The following is a 16,420-nucleotide window of genomic DNA, read 5'->3' as shown; positions in this document are numbered from 1 at the left end:
TAGTTAAAAAGATAAATTTTCATTGCGGTTACAAAACCGTTTTGTAACCACTTTTTTTTTCAGGATTTAGCTGTTCCTTATCTTTTCGAGATATTCTGAAGGAGAAATCCCCTCAAATTCTTTAAACGCTCTGTAAAATGAAACCTTGTTATTAAAGCCGGATTCAAAAGCAATATCAATGAGCTTTAGTTTACTATCCTTATTTTTTTGTACGATTTTTTTTGCTTCATTTAATCTATATTGATTGACCAACTTCTTAAAAGAACAATTAAATTTTTGATTGATAATTTCAGATACGTAAGCCGGAGGAAGCAAAACTGATTTAGAAAATGTTTTAAGGCTAAGATTATCGTCTAAATAAATTTTGTCAGTCTCGAATTTGTTAATAATCAATTTTTCATCCTTTCTTCTTTTTTCCAAATCATCCAAATTTGGAGGTTTACTATTAAAGATGACTGATTTATCAATTAGTTTATATGCCACAGACTGAATAATAAAAGTCATTATCAGCATACTAATTTGATTAACCAAGGCAAAATTGTATTGCCCTATGGGTTGAATGGTAAAATATATAAGATGCAAAACCAAAAATGCAGAATAACCCATCAGTACGGTGTAATACCAATTTACCAAAACATTATTGGTCACTTGATTTTTAAACTGCTGTAATTTTTTGATACTAAAAAAGATGTAAACACCGATGTAAGCAAAAAAACTGAGGATGAAATAAAACTCAAAACTTTGATAAGAGGGAATTTTTGACATAAAACCCGCTACTGTTTCTAATTTTTCCGCTCCGCTCAAGAAATAAAAAGGAAGGTTTAAAAACAGCATTAAAATAAATACGATAAAATGTAAGTAGCTTTTTTTTGATAATCTATAATGCTGAATAGTTATGGCTAATGCCATAAATAGCATTAATGGAGGTTTTAAAAAACTGATAGGATGGCTTATTCCTAATATATGAGGGATAGAATTAATTAATTCTGTCTCTACTAATAGGCGTTCAAAAAGAGTTATTCCCTCAATAATTAAAAGAGTGGCAAACAGTTTCTTGAATAATGTTCTTTCTGACTTTAATAAGATATAGGCGATGAAAAATGCTTGACAAGTTCCAAAGGTGATTAAAATATTAATTATCAATGAAGTTGTAGTCATTATTTGTTCTAACTAAGTGTTTTTTCAAAGATAATTAGTTTGATTTTTAGTTGCGAATTCCAGTGGGATCTAATTACCACTAAAGCTTTTATGTACAAAAGGTATCCTAAAGTCTGGTATCTCCTTTACGGATTGTTTTATGACCTATTCATTTATCGGTATTATGTCTTATAGTACATTGACCAAAAGATACCAGCAGATTATCAATACCCGTATTGCTAATGGCAAAGATGATGAGTCTGATCAGTAACCCCTGTTATATATAATTAGTAACGCCTTCTGTGTTATTGGGGAGGCGTTTTTTAATTATCTAAAATCCATAAGGACTTTTATCATTCATAAATGGGCTATCAAAAGTTTTCCAACCTGTGGTTTTTAAGGATTTTCCGTCAGTGTTCATGGGTGTAAACCTAACCTTATACTTTCCTTTTCTGTTGAAGGTAAATGCTCCGGCGCACATACCGTGTCCTACATTGAGTTTTTCATTCCATTCTTTGATATAAAAAACTGTCTTTTTATTGGTAGAAAGATCTAAGACTTCTGTTTTATACCAAACTTCTGATGTGGTATTATTGTTTATATCAAAAATTGCATTTGCAGAAGGACCACAACCATAATGAACTACCTCTGTAGTTTGATATTTGACTTCTAGATTGGCATTTAATAATTCAGTTGTTTTTTTATTTGATGTTTTCCAAAAAACTCTTTCTCTTTCTTTTTTCTCAGTATTCCATCGCATCATTTCTCTGGTTTCATTTTTGGTTTGCTCATCATATTTCAGGAAATAAATGGTGTTGGGTTTTAGTAGTTGTGAAGGCTTGAATATTGCTTGAGTAAGATACATCTGACCTTTTAGGATTTCCAGAAGATTTAGTTGGATTAATTCTTTATTCTCACTCTCCAGGTATACTGCTCGATTTTTGAAACTATTAATTGTCTTTTCACTAAAAGAATAACCCTGAATAATAAACATAGCACTAAGACTTATTTCTTTTTGTTCAGGAAAAAACACCATTCCACTTGCTGAGCAGTCCGCATAAGCAGATTTGATTCCTATTGTTAATAGTAAAAGAAAGAATATTTTTTTCATAATGTTAGTTTTATAACTTTTATCAAATATTGTTCCGTTCCGTCTGCTGCCAGAGAATCTTTCTGTAGTATCTTATGGATTGTTTATATTGGGTTCTTAATTTAACGGAAAAGATAACCCTAAACCTACTCCTCCTGCGAATTGCTCTATAGATGGATGAAAATAATAGCTTACCGCAAAGTCAAAATTATGTCTGGGACCAAGGGCTACTCCAAGAGTAAAAGGTATATGCCACTGTAATCCATTTTCTTTTATATTGGTAAAAGGGGTGAAGGTTTCAAAAGAACCAATAGAGGCACCGATACCAACTTCGGTATAAGGAGCAAACCAGGGAATAGGGGCTACCAGACGAATTTTCCCACCCAATAGAAAAGCATTGGCTGTTACTTTATATTCAGGTTGATTGGGTAGATTTTGGTCATCATCAGCTGAGGTTAAAACCAGTCCTGCATAGGGTCGTACACCAAACCATTTGGTTAAAGCATATACATATTCTCCTTGTAGATAAAAACCGGAACCGGAGATATCTATATCGTCAAAAGGAAAACTGTATCCAAACCCTATAGAAGCATCAATAAACTCACCGGTTCTGGGTTGAGCTTTTGTCAAGTTAGAAATAAAAAAAGTGAAAAAAATAGTAGTAAAAATAATACGAAAAGCAGTAGATGTATTTGTCATTTTTGGTTAAGAGTATTTTTTGTAAAAGGTTGTAATGTTATAAGTATGTGTCATTAGAAAGCAAAATGTTACCCCTAATATTGATAATTTTCTTCTTCACTGATACTAGGTCTCGGCATAATGGTGGTAATATGCTATCCAACACGTGGAGAAAATATGTATCAGCTCTAATTCTGCCCAAGATATCTTTCTCTAATAATGCTTATATGATGTATTTCGTGACCAATAATGGATTTAAGAAAATTTTCAAGGGTAACTTCATATGGCCCTGCTTTTCCTTTTAACTTTAATTGTTCTTCGGATAAACTATCAATAAAGCTAACAGAAGCATGCCTAACATTTACAAAATCTATGATTATTTGTTCAAATGTTAATTTATTAAAACGGCTATTTTCTATTAAAGAAACTTGGTCATAACCCCACAGTTCAACTGTTTCTTTTCTACTCATCAAAAATGCGCGGAATATTTTAATTCTTTCGTGATCTGTGATGTGACCAACAATTTGTTTAATATTCCATTTTCCGGAGGCGTATCTAAATGCTGCTTTTTTCTCTTCTATTGATTTTAGAAACGTGATAGTTGTTAATGAAGAAAAGAGGGATTTACATGCGGAATGTTTTACCAAATCAAAATAATAAGGAAAACCATCTTTTGGTGTATATTTCATAGGTATACTAAACTGATTTTTAATTGTATTCCTCTTTCTGTTGTTGCCATGCGCTGATGTATGGTTTGCTCATTATCAACACCAATAGTAGTTAGTATATTATATTGTTTTGGTCAACAGTGTTCTACCATTGGGTTTAAATCCTTTTTTTGAATACAGTTGGTATGCGTTCTCATTATGAGGTTCCACTTCTAGGTGTATGGCTTTTATATTAAGCTTCTTTGATTCAGATGCTATAAAATCAATGGTCATTTTTCCGATTCCCAGATTTCTATATTTTTCTTTTATATAGAATTCATCAATAAATGCATCCCTACCGTTATATTCAAAACTAAATCCAAATGTCAATACCACATATCCGATATTTTGATGTTTTTGTTGGATTAGATAAAGTCTCCCCAATGATTCATTCGATGTAAATTGCAATAGGTTTTCCTCCCCAATTCTCGGATCAAAAGGATATCCCTCAATGTCATTAAATGAGGTCATCATTTCTAAAAGATCAATTTTATCTTCAATCATATATGGCTTGAATCCTATTTCCATTTTCTACATTATTGGAGATATAAGTATGTTGTAACCAAAGGTAATTATTTATCTTTTGTACCTGCTGGCTATGGGTTGCAAAATTTGTGGTAGCTGCACTATGAACTAGTGGGAATTGTCGCGAAAGAGATATTCGAGCCAGTCTAGGGTTTTTTTTGGGTATAGGTAGATCCGGTTTGATCTAGTAACCGGGTTTGAATTTTTCAAAAGATAATTTATGAGATTCCGCAATAGAATTCTTGCATAGTAATACCATATCATAAGTAATCCTTGTTAAGTTTGCCTCAAATGTGTCCTTATTAACAAGGTTTTGTTCTTTTTTGTCAAGTTCTTGTGTAAACTCCATTAACTTTTGATATATATCATCATCGGAGACAAGTAACACTTCTCCATGATATATTTTCCATAGTTCTTTCTTAGTATTATCAATAGAAATAGAATCATTGTTATATGCTATAGAAGAGAGAGTATTACATAGTTTTTTATACACTGTATATCGTTCTATAGACATAAAGTTTACAAATTGATCTTCTTTTGATTTATTATATTTATAAATACTAATCCCTAAAGTAATTATTGAAATTATTACTATCACATATTTAATAATTATATCAATTTTTTTCAGTCTATATTCCTTAAGGGCTAGAGCTACATTATTTTCCTCTATTTCTTCTTGCTTTCCCATTAGAGCTCAGTTTTTGCATAAATTTTTTGGAGTTGTACTCCGGTTTATCGATTCTTATTTGTTTTCCTTTATCCAACACAATAAAATAAGGGAGTGTAGGAACATCATATTTATTTTTCATTTCATAATAATAGGCATCATTATTTTTATGATTAGCTCCTCCTTGTAGTTGTACCTTTACTAATTCATATTGTGATGACATTAGCTTAATAAATTCTTGGTCTGCACAGACGTGTTTTTCGAATTTTTGACAAGGTCCACATTTTGAATAAGTAAAATAGATGAATACTTTTTTATTACTCATTTTGCTTTTTAGTATCGCATCATCAATATTATTATGCCAAATAGGTTTGTCTTTATATGAATTACTACCCCAACAAAGGAATAGTATTATTTTTAGTATAAATATGCTTTTCATTGTCTCGAATTTTAAAAATTAGCATTAAAATAGATGAATTTCATTTTTAATAAAATAAAAAAAATTAATGAATAATGCAAGAAAATGAATTTTTTATTGATTATTTCGTAATAAAAATGAATTATTTATTAAAAAATCAGATATTTTTTCAATAAATAATTATGTAAAAAACTATATAAAAAAGGAAAATTCCCTATTTTAAGTTTTTAGTGGACAGTACACCAATTTTAATTATGTCTTAGACAACAAACTGCAAATCGCCTTCTCAAAATTACCAACTTCTCAAATACTAATCCACTCCCAAACTCACCACTAACAAAAACACGTATAAATACGCTATTTTAAGATTACATAATCCCCGAAATTAGTGGAGCATTAAACATATCGGTAGATGTCTTATATCTTTCGGATATACTTACCCCCTTAATATTCATACAAAATATATAACTCATGAGTAACAACATTTCTATGCTGTGCAAAGAGCTACAGCAAGCCACAGGGAGTGGCACGATTACCTTTCCTAACAAGGCAGTTACGGCTGTCAATGTGGATGATTTTTTAAAAAATGTACTTAAAACGGATGACCTTACCTTTACTGGTGCTATGGTGGATTGCAAAGGGTCATCGGTAACACTGACCGGAGATTTTATCCTGTTTGGGGTGCATCTTACCGTTAATTGGGGATTTACAGAAGAAAAAGACGGATCTATCACCTGGACCTTTGGAGCGGGAACCAAAGATGTGTCGACGATCAATCGCCTGGCAACACACTTTTTGTCCAAACAGTTTAGTTTGCCATCTAACCTTTCGGGGCTGCCGGTCAAAGGGATCTCCTTTCAGGCAGCGATCAATACCACAGATAAAAACTATAGCCTCGATCTGGAGGCCACTACGAGTTGGGGAGAAGTAGAACTCTATGTACGTAATGTATCAGGTACTTGGGGTGCCGCATTGGGTATCGGAGTATCCACAGGGTTTAACCTATCTAATATCGATAAAGAACTAGCGGTATTTAATGAACTGGAATTCTCGGATTCTGCGGTGGTGATTTCTGATTTTGATGACGATAGTCTTAAGATTGCAGGGATAACCGGTGTGGTAGATGGAGCGGAGTTTGCCTCTACTTTATCCGTACAATCTAATGCAGGTACATCTGCTTTGCCTATTATTATGAATGAACTGGCCAAGAGCCTGAGTAATATTCCGGTGCAGGTGAGTATTGATCTGACTAAAACGAGTTTTGAGGTCAAAGCGGCGATCGAGAAAAGTTTTCCACTACCCGGATTTAGCAAGGTTGTACTATCTGGGATAGCAATGACCGTTACCTCCACACCATCGGTAAGTCTGGAGGGTACGCTGGAGCTACCAATCAAGATTCCGGCGAATCCTAATGTTAATGAGGTAGAAGTAACCGGAGCGATCTCCTTTACCTTCTCTGATGGTACAGGAACCATACAGGCTGCGCTTAATAGCGATACCGAGATCATATATCCGTTTGATTTCTATGGTGTAACGCTAGAGGATGTAGGGGTAGGACTTGATGTTTCTTTTGGAGTAGAGACCGGAGCCGGTGTAACGCTAGAAGGTGCTTTTTTATTGGGGCAGAAAAAGACAAAACTGGATGAGAAATTTGCCATCACCATGGAGTTTACAGACGATCTGCCTAACCCATCCTTATTATATGTGGCTACCAAAAACCTGAGCCTACCGGTGATCTTTGATTCGGTGATTGATAGCGGGATCACATTGCCAAAAGTATTGAGTGACTTTAGTTTTGACGAGTTGATGTTCTACTGGTGTGATAAGGCACAGCAACTACCGGATGGCACACAGTGCCAGGTAGGGATTGGATATAATGCGGCAATTGATTTCTGGGGATTCCATACCTATTCTGCATTGATGATTAATCAGGGTACAGGAATTAGTGGACAAGCGAGTATTGATCCTATTCATTTGTTAGATAATAATATCTCCCTTACGGGGAAAGGCCAAGCGGGATATGGCGTTACAGCCGGGGGTGCATATTTTGACTTTGATACTACCAAAGAGGCTTTTGATGTTAGTGTCAATGCCAATGTTTTAGGAATCAAAGAAGTGGTTAATGCTTCGGTATCGCCTACGGCATTGGATATCAGTATGAAAACAGATCTTAAATTTTTACAGGATACGGTAGATGTAGAGTTTAAGAACGGAGGAACCACTATGGCTTTTGATACCAGCCTGGCAATTGGTATTGATTGTAAACCAACAATCAAAATAGGAGGGATGACCCTGGGTACGATTCATATTAATGATAGTATGAATGGCTCGATCGATTTCTCTTTTAAAAATGGAGCACTAAGTGCTGCAGTAAATGCAAAATTCGACTTTAACGGAACAAAATTTGGGTTCAAATACGATATTGGTGCAGACCTAAAAGATCTAAAGAATCTGGCTAGCATTATCGAACAAAAAATACTAAGCGAAGCTACATCTATCTTCTCCTCTTATTTCTCTAAAGTAGCCAATTATATCGAGGTTTTAGGAAAAGGATTGCTGACCGGAGGAGATTTTGTAGTTAGTGTATTATACCATGTATATAAACTGCCGGTGGTAGATTTATTCAAGGAATTAGCCAAATTACCGACTGGTTACCATGTCAATGGAACTGTGGATTTTCCGATAAAAATTGAACCGGGAATTCCGTCTCATAAATTTCATGCCGACTTGGGGCATCTGGTAGACTTTCATGTAGATACTCATGGGGATACCCATAAATGGATCCATTGGGATATTCCGGGGATTAATAAGCATGCAGATATTAATGCCAGTGAATCTTTCTCGACTCCTGGATTTAAAGTAAAACTGGTGGATATTGATCCGAGTCAGCATTTTGATATGACGATGCCTCCTACGGTACATGCTGATGCTAATTCGCCACATGTAGATGCCAGCCCACATATAGATGCTTCTTTTATAGGCGGTAGTCTGGGTGTTAGCGGTAAAACGGGAGTGAATAGTAAAATCGCCCTGAGCGATGATATCAGTTTACATGCACATATGAGTATCAAAGCACATGCGGGAGTACATGCCGATATCTTAGGAAAAGGAGTGCATGGCGATAAGAGCGCACATATTGATGAAGGATTTTAATCCCTCATGGAGGATTTAATTTACCGAGGCTCGCCTCGAGAACAAAAACTATGTTCAGAAACATACCTCGTGAGCTTGCTCCGAGGTTGTTAATTCCCTCATTGAGGGTTTGATTAACTAAAAATATAACTATGGGAGTAGAATTAAGACCGCTGGGGGTTAAGTGCAATATTGCTTGTCAGTATTGTTACCAGCATCCGCAACGCGATGTGGAAGAAAGCACCAAGCCATATGATATGGATAAGATGAAAGAAGCAATCCTGCAAGAGGGAGGAGATTTTACTTTGTTTGGTGGAGAAGCGTTATTGGTACCAATAGAAGATCTGGAGGAATTATGGTCGTGGGGGTTAGAGCAATTTGGAAGCAATTCTGTACAAACTAATGGTTCTCTGATCACGGATGCGCATATCGCAATGTTTAAAAAATATAAGGTTAATGTAGGGTTGTCAATAGATGGTCCTGGTGACCTGAACGATGTGCGATGGGCAGGAAACCTGGAACGTACCCGAAAATTAACCCAACAATCAGAAGATGCTATTGCTCAATTGGCTAAAGAAGGGCTAAAACCTTCAATTATCATTACCCTACACAGAGGTAATGTGGGTACTGCAGAGAAACGGAAACGTATGGGTGCCTGGATCAAAGAACTTGATCAGATTGGAGTGCGTGCAGCACGATTGCACTTGATGGAAGTAGAGAGCGAAAGTATCCGTGCGATATACCACCTTACGGAAAAAGAAAATACAGAAACCCTCTTGTATTTCCATCAGCTGGAAAGTGAGCTAAAGCAGCTGCGATTTGATATTTTCTCAGAGATCGAAAGCTTACTAAAAGCAGATGACCACGGATTAAGCTGTGTATGGAAAGCTTGTGATCCTTATACCACCTCAGCGGTACGTGGAGTAGAAGGTAATGGTCAGCGCAGCAATTGCGGAAGAACGAATAAGGAAGGGATTGATTTTGTAAAATCAGGACTGCCATCTTATGCACGATATATTTCATTATACCATACTCCACAGGAACATGGGGGATGCAATGGATGTCGATTTTTTGCGATGTGCAAAGGGCATTGCCCGGGTACTTCATTAGAAGGAGATTGGAGAAATAGAACCGAGCATTGTAATGTGTGGAAAACGCTTTTCGAACTTACAGAAGAACGAATGATTGCCGAAGGCGAAGTACCGCTATCCACTCATGGGATATTACCATTTGTAGAACAAAAACTGATCGAAGGATGGAGCCAAGGGATCAACCCTTCTATACAATCGCTGATTGCCCAGGCGGCACAACAACAAAAAGTATCATAATGGAAGTATTAGACTATAATATCCCGCCCTTTAAGACGATGGGATGGGTGAGTGATAAAGCCAAAGAAACCTGGAATAACCGTTTCGAAAAAATCAACGGAGCGATCATATTTACAACGCTAAAAGCATTAGTCAAGGGAGATTGGGATTCGCAATACCTGATCGTAGAGGGTTGGAGTTATTTTAAAATTCTGGAATTGGCAGCACCGATGGAAATCACGGTGAAGGCAACTTTTTTAGGGAACGAAAATGTAAAAGGTCCGGTGTATTATGAAGTGCTATTAACCAATAAACATACTGATCCTGACACCTTAAAATCCAGTTGCTGTATAGCATGTACTACAGCCATTAGAGAAAAGAATAGGAAGGAACATGTTTGGCAAGCTGTACTGAATACAAAGGCCTATCAGCAGGAAGGGCAGATACTTAGTTTATCATCTGGGTCAGATACCAGTGTTTTTTGGCAACGATTATTGGTGACCATAGGAACACAACATCGCTGTAGTTTGCAATGCAAAAGATATGCATCGCTACAAGAAGCCCTTTTTGATAAACTTCAGGTTTTTGGGTATGAACAAGAAGCTTTGTGGTTGTCAGAAATGTATTCCTGGCCGGTAGAATGGTGTGCCAGTCACGGGATTTGTGAATTGAGGACACCCATCATAAAATTGGCATATGATACGGATCCCACAGCAATCCCGCATACCATCAGGGTAGAAGGGGATAACTATCCAACAGAAGGAGCACCCGGAAAACGATTTCCGTATCGTAAAAGGAAATTCTTAAGAATTACAGATTCCAAATCATTTAAAGCAGGTTTACAACATGGAAGTTAAAGAAAGATATCAGTTAAAAGCATGGGAACATATGGCGGTACCACAATCCGATGGTAGTGATACCAAACTGTTTCTGGAATATGCAAAAAATACTAATCTCCAGGTAACCGAAGATGCTCAATCGGGAGAACCTAGAATATTTAATAACAAAGTAGCACTACGCCACCTGGATTGGGATGAAGCATTTCTGGAGAAATTTGAGCATGCACCTTTTACACATCCCAGTATACAAGAGGCAGAAGCGCTAATAGCCCTTTGGCCGGAGGTGTATGATCAATGTAGTAAGATTCTAAAAACTGTCAATCCTATGCTGATCAAAGGCATTGCAGATGATAAAAATTATGGTGGTTCTAACAGTCATCAACCTGAAAATACATTGGGAGCAGTTTGGGCTACTGTGCATAACCCGGTGTTATTAGCACAAGCACTGGTTCATGAGATGGCGCATAATAAGCTATTCTCACTAGGGCAACATTTTGAATCCACAGCACCTTTATTTACTAATGGAGAAGAAGAAGTATTTGATAGTCCGGTGCGATTGGATATCCCAAGGCCGATTTCAGCAGTATTTCATGGAGTGTATGCGTTTACGCATGTACTTGCATTAGATAGGATACTCTTTGAAAAATCTGAATTAGAAGATAAAAAGCAAATTTTAGGCTTACTACATTTTAATGCACTTAGGGTAAAGAAAGGGGCAGCCCTAATCCGGAAATGTGCAAAGTTGACAGATAATGGAGAAGCTTTTGTAGATCGATTTCTGCAGTGGGCAGAAGATGAGGTCACAAAAGCCTTGGAGATTTGCAAAGCAAATATTAAGGATAAAGAAGGTGCAATAGTGCTTATAGGCCCGGATAGTGAAGAGAAATTTAATGTTGCAGAGCAATTGAGTCAAAAATTTGACAGAGAGGTAATTCATGCCTCAGATATATGTTGGGATATTTGGGCGGAATCTGCAGTTGTTACTCGCAGAAAGCAAGAGCTATATGGTTCTAGTGAAGTGATGAATATCTTTAAGAAAAGTCAAAAGTTTTCTAATAAAGAATTTCTTCATAATTGGATGCGTTCTGGAGTATTATATCCAGAAGAAGTAGAGTTTATGCAGTTGCAGTTATCGCACTACCTGCTTACCAATTATCCCAATGCAGTAATCTGTTTGGGTGAAGATCATACATTAATAGAGCGTCCAGATTTTATAAAACGATTACAGCGGTTGTTTAATGAACTACATACCAAAGTGATATATGCTTGTCCGGTTTTACGAATAGATGACACTATAGAAAAATTGGATGTTTTTAATGCTGAGGAGCGAAAAAAGAAATTGCAAAAACTGCTATTTGGGCCGGCAAACCGAACGCTTTCTGCATATGTTTTTGATACAAATACATCAGATAAAGAAACTATAGAGGATTTGTTGGAGTTGTTAAAGATATCTTAGTCATAACGGTTGTTATTTAAATAAAAATTCCCTCTCTTAGTTAGGAGAGGGAATGATGTAATTATACTATTTGTGCTTTCCCAACAGGCTAATCTTGTTCCCCCAACAATTACGATCAAGCCATAACCCACATAGCTATAATTACAAGAATTGGTTAGATATAATCCAACCGCTTAATATCTTACACTATAAGGAGTAGCTTAACTTTAATAAAGCACTAAAAAAAGATGAAAATATGATTTGGGTGTGAAGTATTTTTCGACTGCGAAGATAAAAATTTATTTGAATAAATAATGTTTTTACTTAACATTTTTTTAAGAAAATAATTCCCAATGTGCTATGATAATGGTTCAGGAGATTCTATAAAGCTGGTTTTTATATTATCGTCAGTATTTTGGTGTTGAGTACTATCAAACAGTAATTTTTCTTCTTTAGAAATTTGTTGGATCATAACAAGTGTTAGAATAGCAGCAGGAATGTCCATAAAGTCAGAAAACATGTAAGCCTGGGTTGATGTAATGAATTGATCTATGGTATCATCCTTAAAAAGGGTTTTAAAAGCAAATGATCCAATATAATTAGTAATGATAAACAATGCCCACCAAAAACCAATGATAGAGAAATTGATATTTGATTTATGCTCAGGGTTTAATTGCGAAACTCTGTTTTTGGTTTCGGTAGTAATCTCTCTTGCAAGACTGTAAGGTCTGAATAGGGAGATAATTGGGATATAGTATGAACTTTGTTGACAATTTTTTAGGATCTGGGATTAATTTTTATCCAACTCATAAGTTTACCTCTTCATCAATTCATACACTAATTCATAAAGAACCTCTAAGAGTATAGTTGTTGGTATCAATTATAATCTCAGGGTCTTTTGGTATTGTTAACTTAAAACCGGAATAGTCATGAAAAAACTATCATTAGTCATTATTGTAGGAGTACTAATCCTGCTATACTCGTGTCAGGAAGAAAACATTTTTGAAGAGCAAACCACTATAAGTGAATCTTCTGATATCGACATACAAACGAAAGGCCCATCAGGGCGGTTTTGCAAATTTACACTGCAGTTTAACGCTAGATCAGAAATCAACCCTGCTACAGGAAAAAGAGAATGTGTATATAATCCTTTTGAGATATGTGCTATAGTGGATTGTCTTCCTAATCCTTTTGTTGAGTTCGAACCACCATTAATCATTTTTGACCCTTGTGCAATTATACCTTGTGGATGGGATATCCAGGATCCTTGGATTATTCCTGAAGTTTTGGATCCGGCAGCTTTGGTTTCCTTAAAAGATAAATTGCAATTAGATATTGACCCGAGGTCTCAGGGTGTACCCATTGCATTGAATAAATCTATTTTGGTCATGCAACTGTATAAAGAAACTAATATGTTATCTCTCATTAACCAATCGTCTAGTAATGATATTGCACATTATGAAGCCTTTACCCAACCACAACCACAACCCAGTATCTTTTATTTGGATCGTAAGCTTATTCTGGATGCTGAGGTAACTAAAAATTTAGGCCTACATGGGAATGCGATTAAAGCAGGGAAGTACCCAGTGATTTTTAATAGAGAAAATAACACATATAATGTAGTTCTTTCTGTAAACAGAGGGTTCTATGAATAATATTTAACAAGGGAAGTAAGGAAGAAAATCGTCAATTCTAATCATTACAATAAAAATAGAATTGACGATTTTTTATTTTTTATGTTGACCTTTTTATCATCTATCACACTAAGCATTAAAGCTCTCCCCGTTATGATCAGTAAACCAACAGCTGATCATTGGGGAGCTTTTTATATGTATACTAATCTTAAAACCTTTTTATTATGAAGAAGTTATTTTTTGTAATTGCAGTAGTAATGCTCGTTTCGTTTTGGGCGTGTGAGAGAGAAACCATCCAGGAAAACCAATCCACAATAGTAGATGAAAGTAATCTCGAAACCGTAGATGATAAATATTATGGAGGCTTTTGCTTTTATTATATAGAATACGGATTTAAATGGGCAGGTAATTGTTATTCGCATATTCCTGGGATATGCGAGTATAGACGTATTTGCATCCCGAAAATAATCTATAAACCTTGTCAGCTGATACCTTGCTGGCCTGAAATATTGGATCCATGGATTATTTATGAAAAAATTGATCCAAGAGAGTTTTTATCAATTCGCGATAAGTTAGAATTGGATATTGATGTTAGACAAGGAGCAATACCTTTTGCTATGAATGAAGCGGTTCTCGGACTACAGTTCTATGAAGAAAATCGCTTATTATCGTCTAATGGCAAGGATTATATTTATACTCTTAAGCAAGACTTGGTGTTAGACAAAGAGTCTGTAGAGCAATTAGGCTTGAGGGGCAATGTCGTTAAGGCCGGAGAATATCCTGTGGTCTTTAATAGAGAAAACAAAACTTTTAATGCCCTCTTAGGAGTCGAAAAAGATTTTCGTCAATAAATTTATAGGGTAAATAACTCTATTTGTTGGTACAAAAATCCCTTCAGAACTTTCTGAAGGGATTTTAAAATATGTCTTTCTCAAAACTATGTTTCTTGTTTTAGCTTAATACCCGACTTTCTCTCTTACTCTAGCTAATACTTCGTTAGCAACTTTAGTAGCTTTTTTGGCTCCAACGGCCAAAGCTTCATCTACTTCATTAAGGTTCTCCATATAATAATTATAACGTTCACGCTCTTTAGAGAATTTTTCTATTAATAACTCGAATAAAGCTTGCTTTGCATGGCCATATCCGTAATTACCACCGAGATAATTATTACGCATCTCTTCTAATTGTTCTGCAGATGCGATTAATTTATACAATGCAAACACATTACAAGTATCCGGATCCTTTGGGTCCTCTAGTGGAGTACTGTCTGTTTCTATTGACATGATTTGCTTATGAAGTTTTTTATCCGGTAAAAACAGGTTGATGATATTACCTTTAGATTTACTCATCTTAGAACCATCGGTTCCCGGAACATACATCGTATCTTTTTGTACCTGCGCTTCTGGCAACACAAACATCTCTCCAAGTTGCGAATGCATTCTGGAAGCAACATCTCTTGTCATTTCCAGATGCTGCAATTGATCTTTTCCAACAGGAACAATCTCTGCATCATACAATAATATATCCGCTGCCATAAGCATAGGATAGGTAAATATTCCGCCATTTACATCTTCAAGACGATCAGCTTTATCCTTAAAAGAATGTGCTAGTGTTAATCGCTGATATGGAAAGAAACAGGTCAAGTACCACGACAGTTCTGTTACTTGCGGGATATCACTTTGACGATAAAAAACGGTTTTTTCTATATCAAGCCCAAAAGCTAACCAGGTAGCAGCGGTAGAGTAGGTGTTCTCACGTAACGTTTTGGCATCTTTGATCTGAGTAAGTGAATGCATGTCTGCAATAAAGAGAAATGATTCGTTTTCAGGTTGATTGGCCATATTGATTGCCGGAATGATTGCTCCTAGCAAATTGCCTAGATGTGGCGTTCCTGTACTCTGTACGCCTGTTAGAATTCTGGACATAGTAATTTTCTGTTTCCCGCAAAGGTAAATTTTTGTTGAGATAGGGCAAATCAAAATTGTTTATTTTTGGGCAATGTCAATTTTGAAAAAAATATTAATCCTTTTCTGGAGGATATGGTTTTATGTGGTGATGGGTATTCCTATCATTATTCTGTTTCCTGTGTTGTTAGTGCTAACATCAAGAGAACAATGGTATCCTCAGTTTTTTATATTTGCCAGATTTTGGGCAAAGATTGTTTTGTATGGTTCTGGATTCTTACCTAAGGTAACGTATGACATCAAGGTTGATCGCAAACAGAGTTATATGTTTGTGGCTAATCACACCTCTATGACGGATATTATGCTGATGCTGTATTGTGTAAAGAATCCGTTTGTTTTTGTAGGGAAGAAGGAATTGACCAAAATCCCGATTTTTGGATTTTTCTACAAACGTACTTGTATATTGGTAGATCGCAATAGCCAGCGAAGCCGAAAAGAAGTGTTTGATCAGGCACATGCGAGATTACATGATGGTACCAGTATTTGTATTTTTCCAGAAGGAGGGGTGCCTGATGATGAAAGCTTGCTTTTGGATGAGTTTAAAGATGGAGCGTTCAGATTGGCAATAGATCACCAGATTCCAATTCTACCTTTAACTTTTTTTGATAATAAAAAACGATTTTCGTATACTTTTTTTAGTGGAAGTCCGGGAAGGATGAGAGCACATATTCATCGTGAAATTTCTACCGAAGGATTAACACAGGAAAACAAAAAAGAACTAAAAGAGAAAACCCATGAGATTATTCTGAAAACACTGGAAGCTGATCATAAAAATTAAAAAAGAAAGCCATTCCTAGTCAGGAATGGCTTTCTGTTCATCATCGCTTCCTGATGAAACAATGGTTCTAATCAACTAAATTAACCTAAACACTTTTCTTTATATTGTT

Annotated in this window: 16 protein-coding genes; 7 read left to right on the top strand and 9 right to left on the bottom strand. The window is 35.8% G+C overall.

The window, feature by feature from the left end; all coding sequences use genetic code 11:
• Nucleotides 1–66: 66 nt before the first annotated feature.
• The 7 genes from J8M14_RS18680 to J8M14_RS18650 form a co-directional block, all read right to left on the bottom strand.
• On the bottom strand, nt 67–1,143 hold the full coding sequence (locus J8M14_RS18680) for a helix-turn-helix domain-containing protein (protein WP_211076346.1): 1,077 nt from the start codon (nt 1,141–1,143) through the stop codon (nt 67–69).
• A 325-nt stretch (nt 1,144–1,468) separates the two neighbouring features.
• Nucleotides 1,469–2,248, bottom strand: coding sequence for a hypothetical protein (locus J8M14_RS18675; RefSeq protein WP_211076345.1), 780 nt, complete (start codon nt 2,246–2,248; stop codon nt 1,469–1,471).
• Between the two features lie 96 nt (nt 2,249–2,344).
• Nucleotides 2,345–2,926: a hypothetical protein gene (locus tag J8M14_RS18670; RefSeq protein ID WP_247672699.1), complete on the bottom strand. Its 582-nt coding sequence runs from the start codon at nt 2,924–2,926 to the stop codon at nt 2,345–2,347.
• Nucleotides 2,927–3,093: 167 nt separating this feature from the next.
• Nucleotides 3,094–3,594 carry a DinB family protein gene (locus J8M14_RS18665; RefSeq protein ID WP_211076344.1) on the bottom strand — a complete coding sequence of 167 codons (501 nt, stop codon included), beginning with the start codon at nt 3,592–3,594 and terminating at the stop codon, nt 3,094–3,096.
• A 99-nt stretch (nt 3,595–3,693) separates the two neighbouring features.
• Nucleotides 3,694–4,140 carry a GNAT family N-acetyltransferase gene (locus J8M14_RS18660; protein ID WP_211076343.1) on the bottom strand — a complete coding sequence of 149 codons (447 nt, stop codon included), beginning with the start codon at nt 4,138–4,140 and terminating at the stop codon, nt 3,694–3,696.
• 181 nt (nt 4,141–4,321) lie between these two features.
• Nucleotides 4,322–4,825, bottom strand: coding sequence for a hypothetical protein (locus J8M14_RS18655; RefSeq protein ID WP_211076342.1), 504 nt, complete (start codon nt 4,823–4,825; stop codon nt 4,322–4,324).
• Nucleotides 4,794–5,243 carry a thioredoxin family protein gene (locus J8M14_RS18650; RefSeq protein WP_211076341.1) on the bottom strand — a complete coding sequence of 150 codons (450 nt, stop codon included), beginning with the start codon at nt 5,241–5,243 and terminating at the stop codon, nt 4,794–4,796. The genes J8M14_RS18655 and J8M14_RS18650 overlap by 32 nt, the downstream gene beginning before the upstream one ends.
• 450 nt (nt 5,244–5,693) lie before the next feature.
• On the opposite strand from J8M14_RS18650, the gene J8M14_RS18645 reads away from it, so the two are divergent.
• The 4 genes from J8M14_RS18645 to J8M14_RS18630 all read left to right on the top strand — a co-directional run bounded on the left by J8M14_RS18645 (nt 5,694) and on the right by J8M14_RS18630 (nt 11,956).
• The gene (locus J8M14_RS18645; RefSeq protein ID WP_211076340.1) at nt 5,694–8,375 is read left to right on the top strand and encodes a hypothetical protein; all 2,682 of its coding nucleotides are present in this window, start codon (nt 5,694–5,696) and stop codon (nt 8,373–8,375) included.
• A gap of 131 nt (nt 8,376–8,506) precedes the next feature.
• The gene (locus tag J8M14_RS18640; RefSeq protein ID WP_211076339.1) at nt 8,507–9,682 is read left to right on the top strand and encodes a radical SAM protein; all 1,176 of its coding nucleotides are present in this window, start codon (nt 8,507–8,509) and stop codon (nt 9,680–9,682) included.
• Nucleotides 9,682–10,518 carry a hypothetical protein gene (locus J8M14_RS18635; protein ID WP_211076338.1) on the top strand — a complete coding sequence of 279 codons (837 nt, stop codon included), beginning with the start codon at nt 9,682–9,684 and terminating at the stop codon, nt 10,516–10,518. Before J8M14_RS18640 ends, J8M14_RS18635 begins: the two co-directional genes overlap by 1 nt.
• Nucleotides 10,508–11,956, top strand: a complete 1,449-nt coding sequence (locus J8M14_RS18630) for an HEXXH motif-containing putative peptide modification protein (protein WP_211076337.1) — start codon at nt 10,508–10,510, stop codon at nt 11,954–11,956. Before J8M14_RS18635 ends, J8M14_RS18630 begins: the two co-directional genes overlap by 11 nt.
• A 337-nt stretch (nt 11,957–12,293) precedes the next feature.
• Here the strand turns inward: J8M14_RS18630 and J8M14_RS18625 are convergent, their stop codons facing one another.
• Nucleotides 12,294–12,680 carry a DUF4328 domain-containing protein gene (locus tag J8M14_RS18625; protein WP_348772859.1) on the bottom strand — a complete coding sequence of 129 codons (387 nt, stop codon included), beginning with the start codon at nt 12,678–12,680 and terminating at the stop codon, nt 12,294–12,296.
• A gap of 184 nt (nt 12,681–12,864) precedes the next feature.
• On the opposite strand from J8M14_RS18625, the gene J8M14_RS18620 reads away from it, so the two are divergent.
• Nucleotides 12,865–13,590: a hypothetical protein gene (locus tag J8M14_RS18620; RefSeq protein ID WP_211076336.1), complete on the top strand. Its 726-nt coding sequence runs from the start codon at nt 12,865–12,867 to the stop codon at nt 13,588–13,590.
• Nucleotides 13,591–13,793: 203 nt separating this feature from the next.
• Entirely contained in the window at nt 13,794–14,420 is a 627-nt protein-coding gene (locus J8M14_RS18615) for a hypothetical protein (protein ID WP_211076335.1), read from the top strand.
• 105 nt (nt 14,421–14,525) lie between these two features.
• Here the strand turns inward: J8M14_RS18615 and trpS are convergent, their stop codons facing one another.
• Nucleotides 14,526–15,494, bottom strand: coding sequence for a tryptophan--tRNA ligase (gene trpS, locus J8M14_RS18610; RefSeq protein ID WP_211076334.1), 969 nt, complete (start codon nt 15,492–15,494; stop codon nt 14,526–14,528).
• 73 nt (nt 15,495–15,567) lie between these two features.
• Between trpS and J8M14_RS18605 the strand changes: the two genes are divergently transcribed.
• The gene (locus J8M14_RS18605; protein WP_211076333.1) at nt 15,568–16,311 is read left to right on the top strand and encodes a lysophospholipid acyltransferase family protein; all 744 of its coding nucleotides are present in this window, start codon (nt 15,568–15,570) and stop codon (nt 16,309–16,311) included.
• Nucleotides 16,312–16,420 lie beyond the last annotated feature (109 nt).

Origin of the sequence: Aquimarina sp. MMG016, from assembly GCF_018100805.1 — a bacterium.
Taxonomy (GTDB): domain Bacteria; phylum Bacteroidota; class Bacteroidia; order Flavobacteriales; family Flavobacteriaceae; genus Aquimarina.
This window is presented reverse-complemented; position numbering and strand designations above follow the sequence as displayed.

Bases quoted from the DNA above. Each gene is read 5' to 3' on its own strand.
- J8M14_RS18650 (WP_211076341.1), bottom strand. From the start codon at position 5,243: ATGAAAAGCATATTTATACTAAAAATAATACTATTCCTTTGTTGGGGT.
- J8M14_RS18615 (WP_211076335.1), top strand. From the start codon at position 13,794: ATGAAGAAGTTATTTTTTGTAATTGCAGTAGTAATGCTCGTTTCGTTT.
- J8M14_RS18655 (WP_211076342.1), bottom strand. From the start codon at position 4,825: ATGGGAAAGCAAGAAGAAATAGAGGAAAATAATGTAGCTCTAGCCCTT.
- trpS (WP_211076334.1), bottom strand. From the start codon at position 15,494: ATGTCCAGAATTCTAACAGGCGTACAGAGTACAGGAACGCCACATCTA.
- J8M14_RS18660 (WP_211076343.1), bottom strand. From the start codon at position 4,140: ATGGAAATAGGATTCAAGCCATATATGATTGAAGATAAAATTGATCTT.
- J8M14_RS18620 (WP_211076336.1), top strand. From the start codon at position 12,865: ATGAAAAAACTATCATTAGTCATTATTGTAGGAGTACTAATCCTGCTA.
- J8M14_RS18665 (WP_211076344.1), bottom strand. From the start codon at position 3,594: ATGAAATATACACCAAAAGATGGTTTTCCTTATTATTTTGATTTGGTA.
- J8M14_RS18645 (WP_211076340.1), top strand. From the start codon at position 5,694: ATGAGTAACAACATTTCTATGCTGTGCAAAGAGCTACAGCAAGCCACA.
- J8M14_RS18605 (WP_211076333.1), top strand. From the start codon at position 15,568: ATGTCAATTTTGAAAAAAATATTAATCCTTTTCTGGAGGATATGGTTT.
- J8M14_RS18640 (WP_211076339.1), top strand. From the start codon at position 8,507: ATGGGAGTAGAATTAAGACCGCTGGGGGTTAAGTGCAATATTGCTTGT.
- J8M14_RS18635 (WP_211076338.1), top strand. From the start codon at position 9,682: ATGGAAGTATTAGACTATAATATCCCGCCCTTTAAGACGATGGGATGG.
- J8M14_RS18630 (WP_211076337.1), top strand. From the start codon at position 10,508: ATGGAAGTTAAAGAAAGATATCAGTTAAAAGCATGGGAACATATGGCG.
- J8M14_RS18675 (WP_211076345.1), bottom strand. From the start codon at position 2,248: ATGAAAAAAATATTCTTTCTTTTACTATTAACAATAGGAATCAAATCT.
- J8M14_RS18670 (WP_247672699.1), bottom strand. From the start codon at position 2,926: ATGACAAATACATCTACTGCTTTTCGTATTATTTTTACTACTATTTTT.